The following is a 25,357-nucleotide window of genomic DNA, read 5'->3' on the forward strand; positions in this document are numbered from 1 at the left end:
ATTCGTCAGAACGTTTAAAATATGCCAAATTTAAAAGCTCAGTATTTTAACCTTAAAAATTTAGCGGTTGTTACAACCTTGCTCCTATTTTTTGGTTGTGCAAGTATCCAAACACCACAAGGTGGACCAAAAGATACGAAGCCACCAAAAGTTTTAAGCATGACCCCAAAAAATCAAACGAGGAATTTTAATGCTAAAAAAATTGTAATCGAGTTTGATGAATATTTTAATCTTAAAGATGAGTTTAAAGAATTTTCTATTTCACCCGATCAGGAAAAACTTCCAGAGTTAAAAAAGCGACAAAAAAGATTAGAAATTAATCTTAAGGATTCTTTAGAAAAAAATACGACCTATACCTTAAACTTCGGAAAGTCTGTGGCTGATGTTAACGAGGGAAACGTAGTTAAAAATTTATCTTATGTTTTTTCTACCGGCCCAGAAATAGATTCGTTATCGTTAAGTGGCAAGGTAATTAATTCGCTAACAGACGAACCTGAGAAGGAAGTTACCGTATTTATTCTGCCTTTAGAAAGAGATACCATTTTTGGAAAAAAACGTCCATCAATTTATACCACTACCGATAGTGCCGGAACGTACAAATTAAATAATTTAAGAAAAGGTACTTATAAAGTATATGCGGTAAAAGAAAGTAGCGGAGGAGGTGATAAAATATACCAGCAGATTTCGGACGAAGTTGGATTTGTAAAAGAGCCTGTTGTAATAGATAAAAATATAGAGAACATAGATCTGCAAATATTTAAAGAACTGGCACCAGAATTCCGGGTATTAGACCGAAAATTAAATAACGACGGTAGTATATCAATCAGCTTAAATCAGCAGCTTAAAAGTCCTAAAATAACCATTACAGACCCACCAGCTGTAGATGTAGGTAAGTTTGTCCATTTTTCTAAAAACAATGATACTGCAAAAATCTGGCTAAAGGATTTAAGTTTCGATTCAGTTAAGGTTGCCATACACGATCAGGGTAAGGTTTTACAGACTTTAAATTTTACCAGGGGCAAAAAAGACACCTACACACGCGATGTAACGATTTCTGATAATTTATCGGGCGGTAAATTAAACCCTTTCCAGCAGTTAACCCTAAGCTTTCCTTTTCCGATGACTGCTGCAGATCCATCTAAAATCACGCTTTTAGAAGATTCTGTGAAACGAACAACTTTTGAGGTGGTAAAAGACAGCGTAGATTTTCTTAAATATTACATTAAATACCCCTGGAAAAATAAAAGAACTTATGATTTAAAATTAGCTGCAGGTGCATTTACTGCTATATTTAACGCTAAAAACAAAGATGTAACCAAACGTTTTTCACTCGAAAGCCCGGATGCTTATACCACCCTGGTATTAAATGTAACTGTTCCGGATACTTCTAAAAGATATGTTGTGCAGTTTTTAAGTGAAAAAAAGGATATTATAAAATCTTTTCCGGTTAGCAAGAATTCGAAGGTTACTTTTTCTAAATATCCGGCAGGCAAATATATGCTCAGGGTAATTTACGATGACAATAAAAACGGAATCTGGGACACGGGAAATGTTAAGGAAGGATACCAACCCGAAAAGGTTTGGTATTTAAAAGCTTTAATGGATTTAAAACCGAACTGGGAACGTGAAGATCCACTGGTGATACCTTCACCTCCAACTAAGTAAAAAAACCGTCATCTCGACTGGAACACAGTGGAATGGAGAGATCTATCTCGAAACAGATTTCTCCATTCCGTTTCACTTCAGTCGAAATGACGAAAACTATTGGTTAAACCAGCCCGAATACATAATGTAATTATCAGGCAATTTATTCAACAAAGCCCTTTGCTCTTCGGTAATGGGCTTTATTTTTTTTGCAGGTGTACCCGCGTATAAATAACCTGTTTCACAAATGGTATTTTCCAATACGACAGACCCAGCTGCAATAATACAATACGCTTCTATAACCGCATGATCCATTACAATGGCACCCATGCCGATTAAAACATTATCCTGAACCGTACAACCATGTACTATGGCATTGTGCCCTACAGATACCCGGTTACCGATGTGTGTAGAAGCTTTTAAGTACGTTGCATGAATTACGGCACCATCTTGAATGTTCGATTCATTTCCGATTGTAATGGCATTTACATCGCCTCTAATCACGGCATTAAACCATACGGAACATTTATCACCTATTATTACATCACCCACTATTGTGGCGTTCTCTGCAATAAAATTGTCTTTTCCAATTTCAGGGTATTTATCTTTTACGGGTAGTATTAAAGGCATAACATTATTTTACGTCACCCTGAATTTATTTCAGGGTCTTATATGTATTGTATATATGATACGTAGATGCTGACCTAAATTTACTGCGTAGCTTTCCGCTGCGCTACAGGTCAGCATGACGATTCCACATTAAAAAACAGTATCTACCAGTTCTTTTGCATGTTCAGGATAGTCAGTAGTATAATGTAATCCCCTGCTCTCTTTCCTTTGCATCGCAGATTTGATCACCAGATAAGCCGTTTGAATTACATTACGCAATTCACAAAGTTTAACTGAAACCTTATTCTTTTTATAAAACTCTTCTGTTTCCTGGTAGATTAAAAATAAACGGCGATGTGCTCTTTCCAAACGGAAATCAGAACGGACAATACCTACATAATCGCCCATAATTTTTTGCAATTCCCTAAGGTTATGCGTAACCAATACATCCTCGTTACTTTGCGTAACCCCTTTCGAATCCCATTCAGGAATGTGATCTGGAATAACATTATTCTTGAAGTTTTCAATAGCATCCTGATAAATGCGGTGAGCAAAAACCGTTGCTTCTAGTAACGAATTGGATGCCAAACGGTTAGCGCCATGTAAACCGGTAGAAGAACATTCACCACAGGCATAAAGATTTTTAATTGAAGAGCGGCCATATTCATCAACCAGAATACCACCGCACATATAATGAGAGGCAGGTGTAACCGGGATATAATCTTTTGTCATATCTATTCCAATTGACAAACACTTGGCATATATATTAGGAAAATGTTTCAGAATATCTGCCTTCTTGCGCATGGTAATATCAAGATAAACAAAATCATCACCCGATTTCTTCATTTCATTATCAACAGCCCTGGCTACAATATCACGTGGTGCCAACGATTTACGTTCATCATACTCATGCATAAACTCTTCGCCATTCTTACGTCTTAAAACACCACCAAAACCCCTAACAGCTTCCGATATTAGGAACGATGGGTACTCTCCAGGATGGTACAAAGCTGTTGGATGGAACTGAATAAACTCCATATTTCTCACTTTTCCCTTTGCCCGGTAAACCATTGCCATACCATCGCCTGTTGCAATAACCGGATTTGTTGTGGCCGAATACACATGTCCGGCACCGCCCGAAGCCATCACAGTCACATTTGCCACAATCTTTTCCACATCGTTAAGCTCTGTGTTAAAGGCATATATGCCATAACAGTTAATATCTTCGGTACGTTTATCCACAAACTCACCCAGGTGATGCTGGGTAATTAACTCCAGTGCGAAGTAATGTGTTAATATCTCTATGTTGTTATTCTCATGAATTTCATTCAGCAACACCCGTTCAATCTCATATCCTGTGATGTCTTTATAGTGCAAAACACGGTGTTCGGAGTGCCCACCCTCCTTTGCCAAATCATAGAAACCGGCATTATCCTTATCGAAGTTTATACCATAATCAATGATCTCCTGAATACGCTGAGGTCCCTCTTTTACAACGATTTCCACAATTTTTTCATCACATAATCCGTCGCCGGCAATCAAAGTATCATCGATATGTTTTTCAAAAGAATCACCTTTATCCACCACAACCGCAACACCGCCCTGTGCGTATTTTGTATTCGATTCGTCTTCGTTCGATTTAGTAACAATCAAAACCTTACCAAACTTGGCTGCCTTAAGTGCAAAACTCAAACCCGCTATACCTGAACCAATTACCAGAAAATCTACTTTCCTCATTAATAAAAACATTTACTTTATCCACGATGTTAACAACTAGTTGATAAATGTTAACTCTGTGTCTAAATTATCCTAACAAATAAATTTGAATGTTTAAAGCTACTCTAAAAAGACAATTTGCCACAATCTTTTAAGTAATTTTTGAGCACCTTTGTACAAGTAATTAACTTTTTACCCACTTATAAACAATTAACATTCGGGTATTGATAAAAATTGAGCGACTTTTCGATAGTGCTGAAAATCAAACTCATGATATTAGCGAAATGTAATCTAAATGTTAGTAAACGATTAACAACTTATATAAAAGAACTTTTTTTCGAAACTTGCCAACAATACTAACACACTAATAAACAAACAAGATTTATTTATTTAAAAATACTTATTAATTATTGAGACGTTGAAAGCTTTATCTTTGACCAACGTCAAAATTCAAAAAAGGAAAATTTTAAAATGAACATAGATGTCTTAGAAGAAATCAATAAAAAAGGTTTCGCAGAAGAAGAAATTGATCCTACACTTGATCTTTTTGCGGAGATTGAGAAGTTAAAAAAGGAAAAGAATGCCATTATTCTTGCACATTACTACCAAGAACCTGACATTCAGGATATTGCAGATTATATTGGCGATAGTTTAGGCCTATCTCAAGAAGCTGCAAAAACAGATGCTGATGTAATCGTGTTTGCTGGTGTTCATTTTATGGCCGAAACAGCAAAGATTTTATCGCCTGATAAAACCGTTTTATTACCAGATGTAAAAGCAGGTTGCTCATTAGCAGATAGTTGTCCGCCCCATTTGTTTAGAAAGTTTAAAGAAAAATATCCAGATCACCTGGTGATCACTTATGTAAACTGCACGGCCGAATTAAAAGCTTTAAGTGATATTGTTTGTACCAGTACCAATGCGGTTCAAATTGTAGAGAGTTTACCTAAAGACCAAAAAATAATATTCGGTCCCGATCGGAACTTAGGTGCTTATGTAGCAAAGAAAACCGGACGCGATTTGGTATTGTGGAATGGCGCCTGTATGGTACATGAAATTTTTTCGCAGGAGAAAATTACAAAGTTAAAAGAACGCCATCCGAATGCTAAATTTATTGCGCATCCGGAATGTGAAGAAGTGGTTTTGAAAATGGCCGATTATATCGGTTCAACAACAGGACTTTTAAAATACACGATCACCAATCCAGCTACCGAATTTATTGTGGCTACCGAAAGTGGAATTATCCACCAGATGGAGAAGGCAAATCCGACAAAAACATTTATTCCGGCGCCGCCGAATAACAGCTGTGCTTGTAACGATTGCCCATATATGAAAAGAAATACTTTAGAAAAACTATATTTATGTATTAAAAATGGTTTGCCTGAAGTAACTGTACCTGAGCATATTATAGAGCAGGCACGTAAACCGATTCAAAGAATGCTGGATATTTCAGCAGAGCTGGGTTTGTAAAAAATAAAAATCGTCATTGCGAGGAGGTACGACAGCCCGTCCCGACTTTTCGGGGAAGCAATCTTAACGCCTTCGCAGGTAGCGATAGTTATGAGATTGCTTCGTGCCTTGCAATGACGGAAAAATAATTACATGGAAAAAAACAACATTCTTAAAAATTACTCGGGCTTACTATGGCTTTTGGCAGGAATAACTGTTGGAAGTATTGTGGGCTTAATTTTTGGGAAAAGCGTTGAAAGTATTAAACCACTAGGCGATATATTTTTAAACCTGTTGTTTACCGCGGTTATTCCATTGGTATTTTTTGCGGTTTCCTCAGCAATTGCGAATATAGACAGAACCAAAAAGTTAGGGAAATTATTAACCATTATGGTTTTGGTTTTTCTTTCTACCATACTCATTTCTGCGGTTTTAACATTGGTTGCTACATGGATTTTTCCGATCCATCAACAATTGGGAAATGCTACTTTGCCAACTGAACCGGAAAAAATACAGTTGTTTGGCGAACAGATGACGCAACTTTTAACCGTAGGTGAATTTTTCGAGATTGGCAGTAGGAAAAACATGCTTGCATTGATTATTTTTTCGGTACTGGTTGGTTTTTCAACACTATATTCCGGGAAAGAGGGCGATGGATTTAAGAACTTTTTGGTTTCGGGCAATGAAGTGATGAAAAAACTCATCATTTTGATTATGAAACTGGGGCCAATCGGTTTGGGTGCTTATTTTGCCTATCAGGTAGGAGTTTTTGGTCCACAGCTTTTTGGAACTTATGCTAAAGCTTTAGGGCTATATTATGGCGTAGGTGCATTTTATTTTATCGTTTTTTTCACCCTATATGCTTTTGTTGCGGGTGGATTTAAAGCGATAAAAGTATTTTGGAAAAATAACATTGTACCGTCTTTAACTTCAATCGGAACCTGTAGCAGCATTGCCACTATTCCGGCGAATTTAGATGGCGCACGAAAAATGGGGGTACCCGATTACATCACCAATGTGACGATTCCCTTAGGTTCTACCTTGCATAAGGATGGTTCGAGTATTAGCTCTATAGTTAAAATTGCCGTTGTTTTTGCCATTTTTGGTAAAGATTTAGTACATGTTGATACCATTATTTTGGCCTTAGGCATTACTGTTTTGGTGAGTATAGTAGAGGGAGGAATACCAAATGGAGGTTATATTGGCGAGTTATTAATGATTTCGGCTTACCAATTACCACCAGAGGCGCTACCACCAGCTATGATTATAGGAACATTGGTCGATCCGATGGCTACTTTGTTAAATGCCACTGGTGATAATGTTGCGGCCATGTTAATTGCCCGGTTTACCGAAGGTAAAAACTGGATGGAGAGTAAGGATTTGTCATCCTGACGCAGGAAGGATCTGCTAGCTATGAAATACCAGCTGGTGTAGTTAAAGATTCTTCGCTATGCTCAGAATGACAGTTGATTTTAAAAAATAAAAATCTGGGGCATCGCCCCTAACTATTGCATATGTTTGAAAATAAAGAGCGTACAGATATTAATGAATTAGGTGAATTTGGGTTGATTAAACACCTCACTACTAATTTTAAAATTAAAAACGATTATTCGGTAAAAGGTGTTGGCGACGATGCTGCTGTTTTAGATGCTAAAGGAAAACAGACCTTAATTTCGACCGATTTATTGCTGGAAGGGATCCACTTTGACCTGGCTTATGTGCCTTTAATGCACTTAGGTTACAAAGCTGTTCAGGTAAATTTAAGTGATATTTACGCCATGAATGGAAAAGCTAGTCAGATTACAGTTTCGCTGGGTTTGTCGAGCAAATTTCCATTAGAGGCTGTTGAAGAAATTTATAAAGGAATTGAACTGGCCTGCAACAAATACAACATCGATTTAATTGGCGGAGATACATCATCAAGCAAGCAAGGTTTGGTGATTAGTATTACCAGTATTGGTTATGCCGATGCCGATAAAGTAGTATACAGAAATGGTGCTCAAGAACATGATTTATTATGTGTTTCGGGCGATTTGGGTGGTGCTTATTTAGGCCTGCAGATTTTAGAAAGAGAGAAATTAATTTATCTGGAAAATCCGCAGATTCAACCAGATTTAGAAGGGAAAGATTATATCATCGAAAGACAATTGAAACCAGAGGCAAGGATGGATATTGTTGCGCTTTTAGATGAAATGAATATCAAACCAACTTCTATGATTGATGTTTCGGATGGTTTAGCTTCCGAAATTTTGCATTTGGCAGAACAATCAGATAAAGGAATAACCATTTACGAAGAGAAGATACCTTTAGATCCAATGACTTATGAAACTGCCCGCGAGTTAGGTTTAGACCCTACAGTTTGTGCTTTGAGTGGTGGCGAAGATTATGAGTTATTGTTTACCATCAGCCAGGAAGATTATAAAAAACTGAAACATGATTTAGATATCACTGTGATTGGCCATGTTACCGATAAAAATTCGGGCTGCAAAATGGTTTCAAAATCGGAAAAAGTACATGAGTTGAAAGCCCAGGGATGGAATGCTTTTAAGAAATAAACTTTAATTTAAAAAATGATACGTCGTCATCTCGACTGTAGCGTAGCGAAATGGAGAGATCTGTTTACATAGATTTCTCGACTCGTTGCACTTCGCTCGAAATGACGACTTTTTTATGCGATCGTCGCACTGTCCCAAATCTCCGGGATCAGCATGCATTATAGACCTTGAAATGAATTCAGAATAAGGACTTCAATGAACAGCTCTACATTCAGAAAAATAAAAAATAACAAAAAATCGTTCTATGGCTGTCAGAAAAAATCACTAAATTTGCAAGTTTTAGCTATAATTTAGGCTAAAAAATTAAACAGATTTGCCTAATCTTCATTAAGATCTAAATACTTTGTGTCAATCTGTTTGGTGGTTTTTGCACCTAATTTTTTAATCTTTTCTGAAGTATTGGTTAAATTTCCCGCACCGACCGACAATTTATTTATGGCTTTATCGTAAGCATCCTGTCCGTTTTTGATGTGTTTACCAATATTTTCCATATCAGCAATGAAGCCTACAAACTTATCGTACATGCTTCCGCTTAACCGGGCAATTTCCATTACATTCCGGTTTTGGCGTTCCTGTTTCCACATGCTGGCAATGGTACGCAAGGTGGCTAATAACGTTGATGGACTCACAATTACTACCCTTCTATCCCATGCAAAATTGAAAAGTTCGGCATCTTTTTGTACGGCAATACTGAAAGAAGATTCGATTGGAACAAACAGCAAAACAAAGTCTGGAGAATTGATTTTATATAAATCCTGGTAATTTTTAGAAGATAACTCTAATATGTGATTCTTGATCGAGGCTAAATGGGCTTTTACAAAGCCGTCACGCTCTTCATCCGTCTCTGCAGATACAGAACGCTCATAAGCAACCAGCGATACCTTAGCATCAACTACAAGATGTTTGTTATCTGGAAGATCTATCACCACATCGGGTTGGTAGCGACCGCCTTCGGCGGATACATGCGAGGCTTGAATGCGGTATTCCTGATCGCGCACCAAACCGGATCGTTCCAAAACCTTTTCTAAAATTACCTCTCCCCAATTGCCTTGCTTTTTGCTATCACCTTTTAAAGCTTTGGTTAAATTATTGGCATCTTCCTGAATCTGTTTACTTTGATCCATTAATAGTGAAATTACGCCTTTCAGTGTATTTCTTTCATCTGATTCGGCTTTGTAAACCTTTTCTACTTTATCTTCAAAAGCTTTAATGTTTTCTTTCAAAGGATTTAAAATAATATCCAGATTGGTGCGGTTCTGCTCAATAAATTTGCTCGATTTTTCCTCCAGGATTTTATTGGCAATTAATTCAAAGTCTTTGTTCAGTTTTTCTTGCGACTGCTCATAACTTAGCTTTTGTTCGGCAAGTTTTTCTTTTTCGGCCAGGTAAAATGACCTGGTACTTTCCAACTCTCTGTTGGCATCGGCAAGCCGGTCGCGCTCCGCCTGTAATTCATCAATTAGGCGTTGCTGTTCTTGTTTAAGCAATGTGGTAATGTGCTCTTTTTCTGCAGATAAATTAGAAACACGTTCGTCGGCTTTGGCCAGGGTGATTTTTAAAGATTCATTTTCACTTTTTGTTCTTTCGAAGTCTTCTACCGAGATAATAGAAAGAGCAGCCTGTGGTTTCTTTAATAATAAAATAACCAGGACTATTAAAATAACGATTAGTAAAGCAATACCCGCAATCTCCATAATGATAAAAATTTTAGCAAAAATGAAGATTTAAAATAGATATACCAAAAAATTTTAGTTATTGTGAACAGAAAATAACGGAAAAAAATTTCTATAATTGGGCATTAGTATTTTATAAATGAACGCATTAACAGTCCTCATATCCTGTCCCGATCAAGTTGGTTTAGTTACAAATATTACCCGCGTGCTGGCTGCTCACCAATTGAATATTATCGCCATGCGCGAGTTTGTAGACGAGGCGAATAAATCGTTTTTTACCCGTATTGCCTGCACCGGAAACCTGGGGGAGACTGAAAAATTAAAGGAAAAACTTTTAGAAAACCTGCCAAATGCTGCTTTGGTAAATTTAATTACCCAACAGGAAAAACAGATTGCCGTTTTGGTAACCAAAGAGTATCATTGCCTGGCAGAAATACTGATCAAAAACCAATTCAAAACCTTAGGGGCAAACGTAAAATGTGTAATAGGCAATTACGAAAGCCTGAGGGATTTTACCGAAAAATTGGGCATTCCTTATTTTTATGTCGATCATACCAATAAGGATAAAAGTGTATTCGAAGCTGAAGTAAAAGAAATTATCAACCGGTTCGAGGTAGATTATTTGGTGCTGGCTAAATTTATGCGAATTCTATCCGCTGATTTTGTAAAAGATTATGCAGGTAAAATCATCAATATCCATCATTCGTTTTTACCGGCTTTTATAGGCGCTAACCCCTATCGCCAGGCTTTTGAACGTGGTGTAAAAATTATTGGCGCTACTGCCCATTTTGTTACCGATAACCTGGATGAAGGGCCAATTATTACGCAGCATACTAACCACGTAGATCATAATTTTGGGGTAAAAGAAATGGTTCGGGCTGGAAAAGAAATAGAAAAAAAAGTATTGTTAGAAGCTTTGGAGCTTATTTTCGAAGACCGCGTTTTTGTGAGTGGGAATAAGACGATTGTGTTTAAATAAGCGCATGCGTTTAGGGTTTGACGGATTGCGAAGACTTTTTTCTAAGCTTGGTCGTCATTTCGAGCGGACCCGATAGCTATCGGGTGCAACGAAGTCGAGAACCACGAAGTGCTCAGCGAAGCTAAATCTATTTTACAGATCTCTCTCCCGACTTAACGTCGGGACTGTGCTTCAGTCGAGATGACGCAATTATAGTAAGAATACTTAAAAATGGATAACCAACTCGATGTCCTCTGTGGTAAAAACAATTATAGTTTCTTCAACAACAAATTCGCTACATCTTCTCCTGTTTGCGAACCAATGGCTATGCCCATGCCGTTGCACCGCGTAGCACAAAAGATATTTGGCTTAATTTCTTCTATAAGTGGTTCCATAATTTTTCCAAAAGCCATAATACCACTCCAACAGTAATCGATTTCATAATTTCCTTTAGGAAGGATTACATTTTTTAGTAAATCTGCTAACGCCAGTTGAACCGCCTCGGTTTGGCCAAATTCAGTGGTTTCTTCGGCTTTAAAATCGATATTTCTGCCACCACCTAATAAAACTCTATTATTTATATTCCTAAAGTAATAATAACCTTTATCGTAATGGAAGGTACCTGCTATTTTTAGTTCTTTAATGGGTTTGGTAATTAAAACCTGTCCACGGCCGGGACTAATATCAACACTGGGCAATAAATCTTTTACAAAGGCATTGGTGGTTACAATTAGGCGGTTACAGAAAAATTTTCCGTTTTTGGTTATCAATTGCGTACCCTTGTTTTCTTGTTGAATCTGATCAACCGTACAATTATTAAATAGGCTAATACCTAGTTTTTGTGCATATTGAATTAAAGCAAACATCATTTTACCGCTATCAATCTGTGCTTCGTATCGGTTTTCGATTAAGGAACCGATGCTTTCTAAACCAAAGGAAGTAATTTTCTTATTGGCAAGGCCAAAGGCGTTGGGGCCAACAACATCGTTAATAAGTCGGTTATAATGTTCAATTTTGGATACACATGTGTCGGCCAGAAAAATGTCATCATTTTTAAATAATTCATAGCCGCCTAAACATTGGTAATCAATGGTTTTATCGCCTAATAAATCACGCAGTTTAAGTAGGCCCTTCCAGCGTTTTTCTATAAGCCATGCCAAGCCATCTAAACCAGCACATTCTTCTTGTTCAATCAGTTCAGAAATACTACCGAAGCATGCAAAACCCGCATTTTTGGTGCTGGCACCTGTTGGTAAAAAGCCCCTTTCGAGTATAGCGATTTTTAAAGTTGGAACAGTTTTTTTAAGCTGGATGGCAGCATTTAAACCCACAATTCCACTACCGATAATAATGATATCGTAGGTAAAAAATGACTTCTTCTCCCAATATGAAAATGCTGTTGGCATAGTATAAATGTACCATTTTTTAACAGTCAAATAATATGGGAACGCTTTTTGATATGTGTTAAATGAAAAACATACAGAAAGAAAATGGGAGTTTATTTAATATTAATCATCCCGGTATTATTGCTGAGCATGTTTGTACAATGGCGATTTAGAAATAAGTTTTCTAAATATGCGGAAATGCAACTTAGCTCTGGTTTATCGGGCAAAGAGGTAGCAGAAAGAATGTTACATGATAATGGGATATACGACGTGAAGGTGATGAGTACCGAAGGACAATTAACAGATCATTACAATCCATCAGATAAAACCGTTAATTTAAGTACAGATGTGTATTATAGCCGAAGTGTAGCTGCCGCGGCCGTAGCGGCTCACGAATGTGGCCATGCCGTGCAACAGGCGAAATCATATAATTGGCTTAATTTAAGAAGCAGTATGGTTCCGGTGGTAAGTATATCATCTAATCTTTTGCAGTGGGTATTATTAATTGGCGTATTGTTAATAGGCTTTACCGGAAATCCAATTGTTTTGGCAATTGGTGTAGTAGGTTTAGCACTGGTAACTATATTTAGTATCATTACCCTACCAGTCGAATTTGACGCCAGTAACCGTGCATTGGCCTGGTTAAAAAATAATAATGGTGTAATGCAAACGCAAGAAGAAAATGCGCAGGCTAAAGATGCACTTTGGTGGGCAGCGATGACTTATGTGGTAGCAGCTGTTGGTGCATTAGCCAACTTATTGTATTACGCATCGATGCTTTTTGGAAGAAGCAGAGATTAAAGAGATATCTAAATATGAAAAACACAGAACGGCCGGGTAATCTTGGCCGTTTTTGGTTTGTATCAGTTTGGAAAAAATAATAATGATTTTCTTTTTTCTGTAAAGCAGGTTTTGTGGTGCTTGGGTGAGCTCCGGTCCCGCTCCCGCTTCTGCCGATAGAAAAAATCGGCATCTCGCTTCGATCGGGTTTAGGTGGCAGGGTAGGTTGTACTATTTTGGGTTGCAGAGTGCAGAGAAACTATGATATACGGACCATGCTATTAAACATTAATAGTAGCAGGATTATTGCAAATTAAACCTGATTGACGTGAAAAGCCCGGAGCGAAGAATGTAGAGAGGACTTGAAACAAAAAGCAGGACTACCACTAAAATGGAATGCTGCAGTTGCTTTTCTAAAGAATAGATAAAAGAGATTGGTTGCTGTTACATCATTGTTGAGACAACGATAGAATTAATTTGATTCAGAGATTTCTCCATTTCGCTTCACTTCAGTCGAAATGACGATTTTTCAAAGAATTAATTCAGTTTATAAGGAGCGATTAACTGAAACTCTGGAATATCAACTTCGAATTCAGATCCGTCAATGTCGCGTTTCATTAAGTACGCACCTTTCATGCTGCCCATATCGGTTTTCAGATTACAGCCAGAAACATATACATGCGTTTCGCCGGGTTGAATAATAGGTTGTAAGCCAACCACGCCTTCACCCTCTACCTCTCTTCGGCTACTGTTCGAATCGAAAATAAACCACTGGCGGCGCATTAATTGCACAGCATAATCAGAAAGATTAGAAATTTCTACGCGATAAGCGAACATATAATGCTCGTTGGCCGGATTTGAATATTCTGGCTGGTACACTGTTTCAACTGAAACCTTAACCCCGTCTGTAATAGCTGTAACCATGATGATTTACGAATGTATAAAAAAACCTTTCAAAAATCAAGCCAGTACTTTAGTGGCGTCGTAGTCGGCAAATTTTTCTGCCACTTCTTCTAAAATACTGTAAATGTTGTTGATATCTGGCTCGGCCACCAAACGCATACGGTAAGGTTTAAAATCTGGGAGGCCTTTAAAATAGTTTGCATAATGGCGGCGCATTTCGAAAATTCCGGTTTTAGGACCTTTCCACTCCAGCGATTTATCTAAATGTGTACGGCAAACTTCAATACGTTCTTCAATAGTTGGTCCGGCAAGGTGTTCACCCGTTTTAAAAAAGTGTTTTACCTCACGAAAAATCCATGGGTAACCGATTGCTGCACGGCCAATCATGATGCCATCTATCTCATATTCCATACGCCAGTTAGCCGCTTTTTCAGGACTGTCTACATCGCCATTACCAAAAATCGGTATTTTGATGCGTGGATTGCGTTTAATCTCCCGGATAAGTGACCAATCGGCCTCGCCTTTATATAACTGCGCTCTTGTTCTGCCATGAATGGTAAGTGCCTGAATGCCTACGTCCTGAAGGCGCTCGGCCACTTCGTAAACATTTTTGGTGTTATCATCCCAACCAAGGCGGGTTTTAACGGTAACCGGCAAATGTGAAGCTTTAACAACAGCATCGGTCATTTTTACCATTTTATCGATATCCTGTAAAAGGCTTGAACCTGCGCCTTTACACACTACGTTTTTAACCGGACAGCCATAATTAATGTCAACCAGGTCCGGTCCTGCTGCAGAGGCAATTTCTGAGGCTTCACGCATGTGATCGATATCGCCACCAAAAATCTGGATACCAATTGGCCTTTCGTATTCGAAAATATCGAGCTTTTGTAAGCTTTTTGCAGCATCACGGATCAAGCCCTCCGAAGAAATAAATTCGGTGTACATCATATCAGCCCCGTTTTTTTTGCATACATAACGGAACGGCGGATCGCTCACGTCCTCCATTGGAGCCAGTAATAATGGGAACTCACCTAAATCTATATTTCCTATCTTAACAGACATTTTCTATCTTCAACGATTAATAAAACATACAAAGGTACAAATAATGAATTTTGTAACACCTAACAAGGAGGAAATCAATCCTTTCTTACAATTACTTTTACTTTTATTTTACGCAGTTACAGGTGGACTTGTGTTTGGGATTATAGCTGTTGTCATTGTTTTACTCATGTATGGCTTAGGAATCGTAAGTAATTTGGACATGCTTTTAGCTGGCGATACCAAGTATATTGCTGGTTTTAAAGTGATACAAATATTAAGTTCGATCGGAACATTTATTTTACCTCCAATTGCCCTGGCCTTAACAGAAAGGAAAAAAGTAACAGAATTTTATCTTTTCAAGCAACCAAAATTCTTATTAATTGTGCTTGTTCTGGCCATTATGATACTGAGTATGCCATTTATGGAATGGACCGTAATATGGAACCAAAAAATGGTTTTGCCCGATTTTTTACATAAGATAGAACAGTGGATGAAGGAGAAAGAAGCTATTGCAATGAAAATGACAATTCAATTGATCACAGTACGCAGTAATTTCGATTTCATTGTAAACCTCGTTATGATTGCTGTAATACCTGCAATTGGCGAAGAATTAATGTTCCGTGGAGGTGTACAACGATCGTTAAACAGGGCTTTTGAAAACCCACATCTAGCTATTTGGTTATCGGCCATAATTTTCAGTGCCATCCATGTGCAGTTTTATGGTTTTGTGCCACGTATGTTGTTGGGTGCAGGGTTTGGTTACCTGTATTATTATAGCGGAAGTATCTGGTATGCCATGCTGGCGCACTTTATAAACAACGCCTATGCGGTTTGTGCCGCTTTTTATATGCAAAAACACCATATGCCACTTGATAAAGCTGACGAACCGATCGGTTTTCCATGGTATGGCTATTTAATTAGTGCAATAATTACCATAGCTTTGTTCAAAATTTTTAAAGATAACGCAACACGTGAGCGAAAATTGGGTTAAAGTATATACCACCAGCGATGCCTTTGCGGCCGAGGTATTAAAACAGGGATTAACAGAAGCCGGAATTCTGGCGGTAACGATAAATAAACAGCTCTCGGCATATAATATTGGCGAAATAAATGTTTTGGTGAATAAGGTAGATTTCGATAAAGCCATAGAATACATCGTTGAAAACGAAATTGAATAGTAGAAATGATCTTAAACCTTACACCCTTTATCGCTTACCTTAAATGAAAACCAGGGCAATAACCGCTTTCTTTTTTACCATTGTAATGCTTGGCTCTATCCTTCTGGGGAGCTACACTTTTACCATCTTTTATCTTGTTTTAAGTGTTTTGGCATTGTTTGAGTTTTACAAACTGATTAAAAACTCCGGAATAAGACCACACCGTAATATCGGTTTGGCAGCTGGCTCATTGGTATTTTTAATGGCAGCTGGCTTACACTACCTTAAATACGATGTGAAGTATTTGCTGCTTTGTATCCCTTTAATTTTCTCGGTTTTTATCACAGAGTTATACAAAAAGAACAAAATTCCATTTGCCAACATCTCGTATACTTTTGTTGGTTTTGTTTATGTAACCATTCCTTTCTGTTTTTTTCACGCCCTTGGCTTTTTGAAAAACTGGAACGAATATAACTTTCATCTTCCGCTGGCATTTTTACTGATGCTTTGGGCAAATGATACAGGCGCTTATCTTTTTGGGGTAAAGTATGGTAAACGCAAATTGTTCGAGCGCCACTCTCCAAAGAAAAGCTGGGAAGGTTTTTTCGGAGGGATGTTCACCAGTGTTTTGGTCGCTTTTGGCTTATCATTTCTGTTTACCGAAAGTCCGGCCTGGGTTTGGATCGGCATGGCTGTATTGATTGCTAGTTTTGGTACACTGGGCGATTTAGTAGAATCGATGCTTAAACGCAGTCTGGATACGAAAGATAGTGGTGGTTTATTACCCGGCCACGGTGGTTTGTTAGATCGTTTTGATGGATTGTTATTGGCTGCTCCAGTAGTTTATGCCTACCTGTATTTGATTTTGTATTAAAGATAAAAGAAAATTTTAGCCACAGATGTACACCGATAAACACGGATTTGAATACTGTGTTTAAGCCTATCTATTATAGTCGTTTTAACGGGAATGAATAAGATTACATTTATAGTGTAGTTGCAACCAAAACGATACAATCGCTATTCTTGCGAAGAAGCTGTATCATAAATATAGATTGTCATCCTGAGCTTGTCGAAGGACCTGTTTAGATTTCTCACAAGACGTTTCGACAGGCTCTCCGTAGGAGTCCTTTGGACAACGTGACAAATTCGAAGCAAATACAATTTATGAGACAGCCCTCTATATATTCTTTATAATTCTATTCAGCAGAGGCAACTAAAACATAGTAAGCTCTTTCTACCTGTTCGCCAGTTTTACTTTGTATCCGCTCTAATTTTTTAAGGGTATTTTTAATGGTAAGACCTGCTTTTTCTAATAATTCTTTTACGGTTTCTACCTCGTAAAGTGTAAATCCATAAGGGGTAAAAGGGAGGGTTTGCATGAAAGTTTTATCAGCAAAACATATAGTTAAAGTGCCCTTAGGTTTTAATATTCGCTTAATTTCGTTGAGGTATTCACTTGGATTTGTCCAGAAGTATATCGTATTAACCGTAAAAATTTTTTCAAAGCGATCATCATCAAAGGGCAATGTAATGCCATCTGTTAGCTGAAAGTGAACCTTTCCTTTTGTTATGAAATCCTGATTGATCTTTTCGGCTTCGGCAATAATGGTTGCAGAAATATCAGCACCGAAATAATTGAGGTTTTCGGCTTTTGATAAGAGTTGAGCAATATGCCCGCCGTTACCATGGCCGATTTCTAAAACAGTTTCATTGTTTTGAAGACCAAGTGAATCAATTGCAGCGGTCGTCATACCGATATTATTGGCATGCATCATTTCGCCTGTTTTAATGCCGTGTTCACCTTCAGGACAACTCAATTGTTTGGCAATATTTTTTAAATCTTCTTCAGAAAGTTGCTGTTCCATAATCAAATTTAAAAATTTAGGCATTATGATTTTTACATCTTTTTGGCCAAAGCTTACAAGATTATTTAATTACCTGAACCGGCTTTTTATTTTCATCAATGGCCACAAAAGTAAAATCGCCATGCACCGCCAACTCTCTTCCCTCGGCATACATCTGCTCGATATAAATTTCTACATTAACCTTTAAACTGGTATTACCCACATGGTTTACCTTACCGATAAGCTCTACAATTGTGCCTGCCGGAATTGGTTTTTTAAAATCTATCCGGTCGCTGCTTACCGTAACCATAATCTGACGGCTAAAGCGGGTTGCGGTAATAAAAGCAACTTCGTCCATTAAATGCATGGCTGTTCCGCCAAAAAGGGTATCGTAATGGTTTGTTGTATTGGGGAAAACGGCTTTAAAAATGCTGGTTTTAGAATTTTCTATTCTTTCTTCTAGGGTCATGGGTTAAATATAGGTGCTGTAAAAAGCTTTGGCAACTTTCTAGCTATTTTTAGTAGAAAATTGCCAAATTAAAAGATTTGCCTTGAGAAATGGATACTGAAATGTAAAAAAATGTGCTTTCAGTAATGCAATTAAGTAGCGAAATAACTAAAAACATGTCATCCTGAGCTTGTCGAAGGACAGTCTTTTTAGTTATTTCACGATAAGGGTCTTCGACAAGCTCAGACTGACAACAATCGAATTCTTAACTTAATAGTATTGGTTTCTGTGTGACAAAATTAGAATTAATTCACCTGAAGATCTGCAGCAAGTACCTCTTCGGCTTTACGCATTTCTTTTGCGGCTTCAACCATTTCTATTAGTGCCTTTTTGGTTTCGTCCCATCCGCGGGTTTTTAAACCACAATCGGGGTTTACCCAGAGTTGCTCGGAGGGAATAACAGCTTTTGCTTTTTTGAGCAACTGAACCATTTCTTCCCTCTTCGGAACCCTTGGAGAGTGAATATCGTATACCCCGGGGCCAATTTCGTTTGGATATTTAAAATCGGCAAATGCATCTAATAATTCCATCTGCGAGCGTGAGGTTTCGATGGTGATTACATCGGCATCCATATCGGCAATGTTTTGGATGATATCGTTAAACTCCGAGTAGCACATGTGGGTATGGATCTGTGTGTCGTCTTTCACACCACTCGCCGAAATTTTAAAGGCTTTAACCGCCCAGTTCAAATAGTTTTGCCAATCAGCTTTGCGCAATGGTAAACCCTCTCTAATGGCTGGCTCATCAATCTGAATGATTTTTATCCCTGCATTTTCCAGATCACAAACCTCATCGCGGATGGCCAGGGCAATTTGAGTGCAGGTTTCTGATCGAGGTTGATCATTACGTACAAACGACCATTGTAAAATCGTTACCGGTCCTGTTAGCATACCTTTCATGTATTTTGAGGTGAGCGACTGCGCATAGGCGGTCCATTTTACCGTCATAGGTTTCGGCCGCGAAACATCACCAAAAATGATCGGTGGTTTTACGCAGCGTGAGCCATAACTCTGTACCCAGCCATTTTTAGAGAAAGCAAAACCATCTAGCTGTTCACCGAAGTATTCAACCATGTCGTTGCGCTCAAATTCGCCATGAACCAAAACATCCAGATCGATCTCTTCCTGCCAGTTTACGGCTTTTGCAGTTTCTTTCGCAATGAGATCATCATATTCTTCAACGGTAAAAGTTCCGTTTTTAAGCTTTGCTCTCCAGCTTCTTACCTCTGCCGTTTGTGGAAATGATCCGATGGTAGTAGTGGCGTAACTTGGCAGATTGAGTTCCTGTTGTTTAATTTTTCTGCTCGAAAATGGACTTAAGCGTTCTGCATCCTGCTCTTTTAATCCTAAAACACGTTGTTTAACTTCGGGATTGTGGATGATTTTAGAAACTTTACGGTTAGCAATCGCGATCTTATTTTCCTCAAGTTTTTGCAGGGTAGATGCAGGGCTTTCGTTGGTGATCAGTTTTTTTAGGGTAGCTACCTCCGCAATTTTTTGTTTCGCATAAGCCAGCCACTGTTTAATTTCGGCCGAAAGGTTTTGCTCATTGGTTTCATTGTCTAAATCAACGGGTGAGTGGATTAAGGAACAAGATGGGGCGATCCACACTTTATCCAGGCCTCTTTTTTCTACTACTTGATTAATGATGGAAACAGATTTTTCGAAATCATTTTTCCAGATGTTTCTTCCGTCTACCAAACCTAACGAAAGGATAGTATCTTCCTTTAGTGAAGCTAAAACCTCCGTCAATTGACCTTCAGCACGTACCAGATCGATGTGTAAAACATTTACTGGTAATGAAGTTGTTAAAGCTAAATTATTGCCCAAGCCTTCGAAATAGGTAGCCAAAACAATTTTTATCCTTGGAAAAGCCTTTCTGATCTCTTTATAGGCATATTCGTAAGCTTTCTTGTCTTTTTCGGTAAGGTCTAAAGTCAAAAAAGGCTCATCAAACTGAACATATTCAACATCCAAAGCATCTAAGCGGGATAATATCTCGATATAAACCGGAAGGAGATTTTTGATCAGATCGATTTTTTCGAAACCAGCTTCTTTTTCTTTTCCCAATAAAAGGTAAGATACCGGGCCGATTAAAACAGGTTTTGTAGTAATGCCCAATTGTTTTGCTTCGTAAAACTCATCGATAATTTTGGTAGAGAAAAGTTTAAAAGGCTGGTCTTTGTAAAATTCAGGAACAATGTAATGGTAATTGGTATCGAACCATTTGGTCATTTCCATTGCTACCACATCCAATCCCTCTTTTTGATAACCTCTTGCCATGGCAAAATAGAGATCAAGCTCTGAATTTCCTTTTTTCAATATCACTTCGTTATACCTTTTCGGAATGGCCCCAAAAGTTAAAGAATGATCAAGGACATGATCATAAAAAGAAAAGTCGTTCGAAGGAATGAGGTCAATTCCAGCTTCTTTTTGAAGGTTCCAGTTTTCGTGGCGAATGTTTTTTCCCACCTGAAGTACATTTTTGTACCCAGTTTTATCTGCCCAGTAATTTTCGCAGATTTTCTTTAATTCCCTTTGGCTACCTATTCGCGGATAGCCCAGATTTTGCGTTAGCATCTCTTTTAAAGATTAAGTAAATAAATCGTTTAAAAGCTCATAGCAATATTTTATAATGTTTTTTGTTAGAAATAAAGAGGAAAGGTTCGCGCACAAGCAGCCTACTCATCAGCAAAAAGCTTAAAGCAAGCATATAAAATGTTTAATTTTATGGTGTACAATCAGACCTGACCAATTACTTTATAACGCGAAAGCACCGTCAATTCAATATAGGCAGGTCTCCTGACTTATTCCCGATCTTATCGCCTTCCCATACCGGTAAACGGCACAGTGGCATGAATGATAAGACCGTTGTCTTTTTAAAGACAGAATTTACAGTTGCGCGACAGCTCGTGATTTGCACACGATTCCCTATTAATCCCGGGTGTAATTCCGGGAACCTGTATCGGTTGATGAAAAATAAAGTTAAGAACTTACATCAAGGCAAATGTATGGATTAGGATTTAAAACTTGTAACAAATTTACAGCAAGCCGTTTTTAGCGCTTATTCTCTATTATATTTGATTACCTAACTAAACTTTATTATGATAAAAATCTACTTTAAAAGGCTTTTTATTGCTTTTTTACTGGTAAATAGCTGTGCGGTGCTGGCGCAGGAAGTGCCAACGCCTAAATCGCATTTTGGTTTTGATATCGGCGACGATTATCAATTGGCCAATTATACCCAAACAGAAGCTTATTTTAAGAAACTCGCGGCAAGTTCTGACCGCATTAAACTGGTTGATATTGGCAAAACCGAAGAAGGCAGAAGTCAATACATGTTAATCGTTTCTTCACCAGAAAACCTCAAGAAATTAGATCGTTACAAGGAAATTTCGCAACAACTGGCACACGCAGAAATTACAGCGGAGCAGGCAAAAGCATTGGCCCAGGAAGGTAAAGCAGTAGTTTGGATTGATGGTGGCCTGCACGCCAACGAGGTGGTGGGTGCACATCAGCTGATCGAAACTGCTTATGAGTTTGCCTCCAGAAAAGACGCTGAAACCCTGCGCATTTTGGATAACGTAATCATTTTGTTTACCCATGCCAACCCTGACGGGCAAGAACTGGTGGGCAATTGGTACATGAGGGAGAAAGACCCAAAGAAAAGAACAACCTCAGGTTTGCCTGTTTTGTATGAAAAATATGCAGGTCATGATAACAACCGCGATTTCTTTATGTTAAACCTTAAAGAAACGCAGAATATCGGCCGTCAGCTTTTTGTAGAATGGATTCCGCAGATTATGTATAACCACCATCAGGCTGGCCCTGCAGGAACCGTCGTTGCCGGGCCTCCCTACCGCGATCCTTTCAATTATGTTTTTGACCCAACGTTATTAACCAGTTTAGATGCCGTTGGTGCGGCCATGCACAACCGCATGAATGTAGAAAACAAACCTGGTTATACTCAACGTGGAGGATCGGTTTACTCTACCTGGTACAATGGCGGTTTAAGAACCACCACTTATTTTCATAATATGATTGGGCTCCTGACCGAGATTATCGGGAACCCTACGCCTTCTGAAATTCCGTTAGTTCCTTCGAGATTATTGCCTAACGGCGATTCACCAAACCCGATTACCCCGAGGAAGTGGTATTTTAAAAACTCGATCGATTATTCGGTATCGTTAAACTATGCCGTTTTAAACTATGCGCAACGCTATCGCGACGAATTGTTGTACAACATTTACCAGATGGGCAGAAATTCGATAGAACGTGGTAAAAAAGATACCTGGTCTTTTTCTCCAAAAAAAATAGAAGCCATTAATAACGCGGCTAAAGGTGAAAAAGGGGCGCCAATTGCCGGAGGTGATGCAGATTTTGGGGCAAGGAGGCAGATCAGTATGAAAGCTTTTGATACGGTAATGAAAGCTCCTGCAAACAGAGATCCCCGCGGATACATTTTAAGTGCCGATCAACCGGATTTTAACTCTGCTGTTAAATTTTTAAACGCTTTGATCAGAACGGGTATTGTGGTTCAAAAAGCAACCGCTTCATTTTCCGTTGCGGGAAAAAATTATCCTGTCGGAAGTTATGTCGTAAAAACCGATCAGGCTTTCCGTCCGCACGTTTTGGATATGTTCGAGCCGCAAGATCATCCAAACGATTTTAAATACGAAGGGGGTGCACCAATTCCACCATACGATGCTGCCGGATGGACTTTAGCTTATTTAATGGATGTGAAATTCGACCGGATTTTAAATGATTTTTCAGGGCCGTTTGAGAAAAACCCTTACGGAGAATTATTAAAGCCAGAGAATAAATTGCCTAATGGATCAAATTATGTGTTAAGTGCAGCACAAAACGATTCTTATACTGCAGTGAACGATCTTTTGAAAAATAAAATTGAAGTTCACCGTTCTACTGAAAATGGCGATTTTTATGTTTCGTCAGCAGGGAAAGCCATATTGGAAAAAGCAAACATTAAACTCAAAACCGCGGCCGTACCAAAGGATAAGATTAAAATTTCTGCTGGCAGAATTGCGCTTTGGGATACCTATGGAGGTTCTATGGCTTCGGGCTGGCTGCGCTTTTTAATGGAACAATATCATTATAACGCAACGGTAATTTATCCGCAGGATATTGATGCCGGGAACTTAAAATCTAAGTATGATGTAATTATTTTTGTAGGTGGTGCGATCCCATCGGTACAGGGAGGTGCTGGAAACAGATTTTTTGGGCCAAAGGCAGAGGAAGTTCCTCAGGAATTTAGAAACCGTTTGGGAAGGATCACCGCAGACAAATCAATCCCTGAATTAAAGAAATTTTTGGAGGCAGGCGGCAATATTGTAACTATTGGCAGCAGTACCAATTTAGCCTATCATTTAAATCTCCCTGTTCGCAATGCAATGGTTGAAATCGTAAATGGAGAGGAAAAGAGATTGCCAGCTGAAAAATATTATGTCCCGGGAAGTGTTTTAAATGTTGGCGTAGATACAACTTTGCCAAGCAATTGGGGCATGGAAAAGGAGGCTGATGTATACTTTGATAATAGCCCTGTTTTTAAGCTCACAGGCGACGCTATTGCAGCAGGAAAGATTAAACCTTTAATGTGGTTCGAAAACGCCACCCCGCTACGCAGCGGCTGGGCCTGGGGGCAGGCTTACCTGCAAGATGGGGTAACGGCCTTCGAGGCAAAGGTTGGTAAAGGCAAGCTGCTTGTTTTCGGACCCGAAATTGCTTTTAGGGCACAAACACATGGCACTTTTAAGCTGATATTTAACCAGTTGTATAAGTAATCACATCTATAAATTACTCGGATTTGTCACGTTGAGCTTGTCGAAACGCTTAAAAACGTATTATTTCTATCCTTCGACAGGCTCAGGATGACAATTCTATATTAATATAGAAAGCCACTACCCTAAACGATAGTGGCTTTTTACTTTGATCTTACTTTACCCAACTTTAATCACCTTAATTTTGTGTTATGAAAGTAGAAATCTGGTCGGACGTGATGTGTCCGTTTTGCTATATCGGGAAAAGACATTTTGAGCAGGCGATAGAAAAATTGCCGTTCAAAAATGAAATTGAAGTCGATTGGAAGAGCTATCAGCTCAATCCTGAGTATCACAATACCAATAATGAATCCGTTTACGATTACCTTTCGCGAAGCAAGGGAATGCCAATTGAGCAGGCTAAACAAATGACCAAGCAGGTGGTCGATATGGCTGCAAACGCCGGTTTGAAGATAGATTTTGATACGAATATTCCTGCCAATACCTTTAATGCTCATCGTTTGATCCATTTGGCGGCAAAACATAATCTTCAGGATTTAGCTGAAGAAAAACTGTTTGAAGCGCATTTTGTAAACAGTAAAAATATCGGTGAAACGAGTGTTTTGATTGATCTTGCTATAGAAATAGGTTTGGATAAGGATGAGGTTGAATCAGTTTTGAATGGAAATGAGTTTGCTGAAGCTGTCCGTTACGATATTTATGAAAGCCAGAATTTAGGGATCCGCGGTGTACCTTATTTTGTAATGGACCGCAAGTATGGTGTTTCGGGTGCTCAACCTGTTCAGGCATTTACCGATGCACTTACTCAAAGTTTTACCGAATGGAAAGAAGCTCAACCTAAAACCACAATAACCTCATTAAATAAAAATGATGATGCAGTTTGTGATGAAAATGGGTGTGAGATATAGCCTTTTTCCCGCAGATTAAGCTGATCAACGCAGATTTTACCCAACTCGTCATGCTGACCTTTAGCGCAGCGGAAAGCTACGCAGTAAATTTATTTCAGCATCTATTGCGTTAATTATGAATTAGATCCTGAAACAAGTTCAGAAGGACGATCGTTTTCGGTCCTTCGACTCCGCTCAGGATGACGATCGCTCGGGATATTTACCGTGGCTGGTTCTTCAACGGCGTTAACAGATACTCTAATCCATTCACGCGTATTTCGAACATGGTAGCCATTAAATCGCCCAATTTTCCTTTCGGGAAGCCTTTATCCTTATACCAAAGCAAATAACTTTCAGGGATATTGCAGATCAGATAACCTTTATATTTTCCATAAGGCATTTGCATTTTCACTAAATCGAGCAATAAGGTTGGATCTAACATTTCATTTTA

The 25,357-nt window shown here is 38.5% G+C and carries 21 protein-coding genes and 1 riboswitch; of the genes, 11 read left to right on the top strand and 10 right to left on the bottom strand.

From position 1 onward, the window contains the following. The first annotated feature begins 21 nt into the window (after positions 1-21). On the top strand, positions 22-1,665 hold the full coding sequence (locus AC07VK_RS16235; RefSeq protein WP_492961741.1) for an Ig-like domain-containing protein: 1,644 nt from the start codon (positions 22-24) through the stop codon (positions 1,663-1,665). A 96-nt stretch (positions 1,666-1,761) separates the two neighbouring features. Here the strand turns inward: AC07VK_RS16235 and AC07VK_RS16240 are convergent, their stop codons facing one another. Together AC07VK_RS16240 and nadB are read right to left on the bottom strand one after the other, a co-directional pair. After that, complete coding sequence (locus AC07VK_RS16240) at positions 1,762-2,274, bottom strand: gamma carbonic anhydrase family protein (RefSeq protein ID WP_492953817.1); 513 nt, start codon at positions 2,272-2,274, stop codon at positions 1,762-1,764. 129 nt (positions 2,275-2,403) lie between these two features. After that, a complete protein-coding gene (gene nadB / locus AC07VK_RS16245; RefSeq protein ID WP_492953816.1) occupies positions 2,404-3,990 on the bottom strand; it encodes an L-aspartate oxidase in 1,587 nt (528 codons plus the stop codon). Between the two features lie 450 nt (positions 3,991-4,440). Between nadB and nadA the strand changes: the two genes are divergently transcribed. The 3 genes from nadA to thiL all read left to right on the top strand — a co-directional run bounded on the left by nadA (position 4,441) and on the right by thiL (position 7,973). Beyond that, the gene (gene nadA / locus AC07VK_RS16250; RefSeq protein ID WP_492953815.1) at positions 4,441-5,439 is read left to right on the top strand and encodes a quinolinate synthase NadA; all 999 of its coding nucleotides are present in this window, start codon (positions 4,441-4,443) and stop codon (positions 5,437-5,439) included. Between the two features lie 132 nt (positions 5,440-5,571). Continuing rightward, a complete protein-coding gene (locus AC07VK_RS16255) occupies positions 5,572-6,810 on the top strand; it encodes a dicarboxylate/amino acid:cation symporter (protein WP_492961743.1) in 1,239 nt (412 codons plus the stop codon). Positions 6,811-6,932: 122 nt separating this feature from the next. Next, complete coding sequence (gene thiL, locus AC07VK_RS16260) at positions 6,933-7,973, top strand: thiamine-phosphate kinase (protein ID WP_492961745.1); 1,041 nt, start codon at positions 6,933-6,935, stop codon at positions 7,971-7,973. Positions 7,974-8,290: 317 nt separating this feature from the next. Here thiL and AC07VK_RS16265 read toward each other — a convergent pair whose 3' ends face one another. Beyond that, complete coding sequence (locus tag AC07VK_RS16265; protein WP_492961747.1) at positions 8,291-9,667, bottom strand: DNA recombination protein RmuC; 1,377 nt, start codon at positions 9,665-9,667, stop codon at positions 8,291-8,293. 118 nt (positions 9,668-9,785) lie between these two features. Here AC07VK_RS16265 and purU point away from each other — a divergent pair, with 118 nt between their 5' ends. Further along, complete coding sequence (gene purU / locus AC07VK_RS16270) at positions 9,786-10,625, top strand: formyltetrahydrofolate deformylase (protein WP_492953812.1); 840 nt, start codon at positions 9,786-9,788, stop codon at positions 10,623-10,625. Between the two features lie 248 nt (positions 10,626-10,873). On the opposite strand, the gene AC07VK_RS16275 is transcribed toward purU, so the two are convergent. Then, positions 10,874-12,010 (bottom strand): NAD(P)/FAD-dependent oxidoreductase, encoded by a 1,137-nt coding sequence (locus AC07VK_RS16275; protein ID WP_492961749.1) that lies wholly within the window; start codon positions 12,008-12,010, stop codon positions 10,874-10,876. Between the two features lie 84 nt (positions 12,011-12,094). Here AC07VK_RS16275 and AC07VK_RS16280 point away from each other — a divergent pair, with 84 nt between their 5' ends. Beyond that, positions 12,095-12,790, top strand: coding sequence for a zinc metallopeptidase (locus AC07VK_RS16280; protein WP_029274930.1), 696 nt, complete (start codon positions 12,095-12,097; stop codon positions 12,788-12,790). A gap of 516 nt (positions 12,791-13,306) precedes the next feature. On the opposite strand, the gene apaG is transcribed toward AC07VK_RS16280, so the two are convergent. Continuing rightward, positions 13,307-13,693, bottom strand: coding sequence for a Co2+/Mg2+ efflux facilitator ApaG/CorD (gene apaG / locus AC07VK_RS16285; RefSeq protein WP_029274928.1), 387 nt, complete (start codon positions 13,691-13,693; stop codon positions 13,307-13,309). 36 nt (positions 13,694-13,729) lie between these two features. Beyond that, the gene (dusB, locus tag AC07VK_RS16290) at positions 13,730-14,737 is read right to left on the bottom strand and encodes a tRNA dihydrouridine synthase DusB (protein ID WP_492961752.1); all 1,008 of its coding nucleotides are present in this window, start codon (positions 14,735-14,737) and stop codon (positions 13,730-13,732) included. A gap of 43 nt (positions 14,738-14,780) precedes the next feature. Here dusB and AC07VK_RS16295 point away from each other — a divergent pair, with 43 nt between their 5' ends. Genes AC07VK_RS16295 through AC07VK_RS16305 form a run of 3 tightly spaced genes read left to right on the top strand, consistent with a single transcriptional unit; the run spans position 14,781 to position 16,747 of the window. Beyond that, positions 14,781-15,707: a CPBP family intramembrane glutamic endopeptidase gene (locus AC07VK_RS16295; protein ID WP_492961754.1), complete on the top strand. Its 927-nt coding sequence runs from the start codon at positions 14,781-14,783 to the stop codon at positions 15,705-15,707. Beyond that, positions 15,688-15,894: a putative signal transducing protein gene (locus AC07VK_RS16300; RefSeq protein ID WP_184466133.1), complete on the top strand. Its 207-nt coding sequence runs from the start codon at positions 15,688-15,690 to the stop codon at positions 15,892-15,894. Before AC07VK_RS16295 ends, AC07VK_RS16300 begins: the two co-directional genes overlap by 20 nt. 43 nt (positions 15,895-15,937) lie before the next feature. After that, the gene (locus AC07VK_RS16305; protein WP_492953808.1) at positions 15,938-16,747 is read left to right on the top strand and encodes a phosphatidate cytidylyltransferase; all 810 of its coding nucleotides are present in this window, start codon (positions 15,938-15,940) and stop codon (positions 16,745-16,747) included. A 322-nt stretch (positions 16,748-17,069) separates the two neighbouring features. Here the strand turns inward: AC07VK_RS16305 and AC07VK_RS16310 are convergent, their stop codons facing one another. From AC07VK_RS16310 to metE, 3 genes are all read right to left on the bottom strand, one after another. Beyond that, positions 17,070-17,738, bottom strand: coding sequence for a class I SAM-dependent methyltransferase (locus AC07VK_RS16310; protein WP_492961756.1), 669 nt, complete (start codon positions 17,736-17,738; stop codon positions 17,070-17,072). A 61-nt stretch (positions 17,739-17,799) separates the two neighbouring features. Then, entirely contained in the window at positions 17,800-18,186 is a 387-nt protein-coding gene (locus AC07VK_RS16315) for an acyl-CoA thioesterase (protein ID WP_025141655.1), read from the bottom strand. A gap of 284 nt (positions 18,187-18,470) precedes the next feature. Further along, positions 18,471-20,804, bottom strand: coding sequence for a 5-methyltetrahydropteroyltriglutamate--homocysteine S-methyltransferase (gene metE / locus AC07VK_RS16320; protein ID WP_492961758.1), 2,334 nt, complete (start codon positions 20,802-20,804; stop codon positions 18,471-18,473). Between the two features lie 195 nt (positions 20,805-20,999). Beyond that, positions 21,000-21,203, bottom strand: a riboswitch (cobalamin riboswitch). Between the two features lie 125 nt (positions 21,204-21,328). Between metE and AC07VK_RS16325 the strand changes: the two genes are divergently transcribed. Both AC07VK_RS16325 and AC07VK_RS16330 read left to right on the top strand, forming a co-directional pair. Beyond that, positions 21,329-24,022, top strand: a complete 2,694-nt coding sequence (locus AC07VK_RS16325) for a M14 family metallopeptidase (RefSeq protein WP_492961760.1) — start codon at positions 21,329-21,331, stop codon at positions 24,020-24,022. 188 nt (positions 24,023-24,210) lie between these two features. Beyond that, positions 24,211-24,927: a DsbA family oxidoreductase gene (locus tag AC07VK_RS16330; RefSeq protein ID WP_492953804.1), complete on the top strand. Its 717-nt coding sequence runs from the start codon at positions 24,211-24,213 to the stop codon at positions 24,925-24,927. Positions 24,928-25,126: 199 nt separating this feature from the next. Here AC07VK_RS16330 and AC07VK_RS16335 read toward each other — a convergent pair whose 3' ends face one another. Further along, entirely contained in the window at positions 25,127-25,348 is a 222-nt protein-coding gene (locus tag AC07VK_RS16335; RefSeq protein WP_492953803.1) for a DUF3820 family protein, read from the bottom strand. Positions 25,349-25,357 lie beyond the last annotated feature (9 nt).

The sequence above is a fragment of the Pedobacter sp. GW821-FHT01D05 genome, assembly GCF_059422505.1.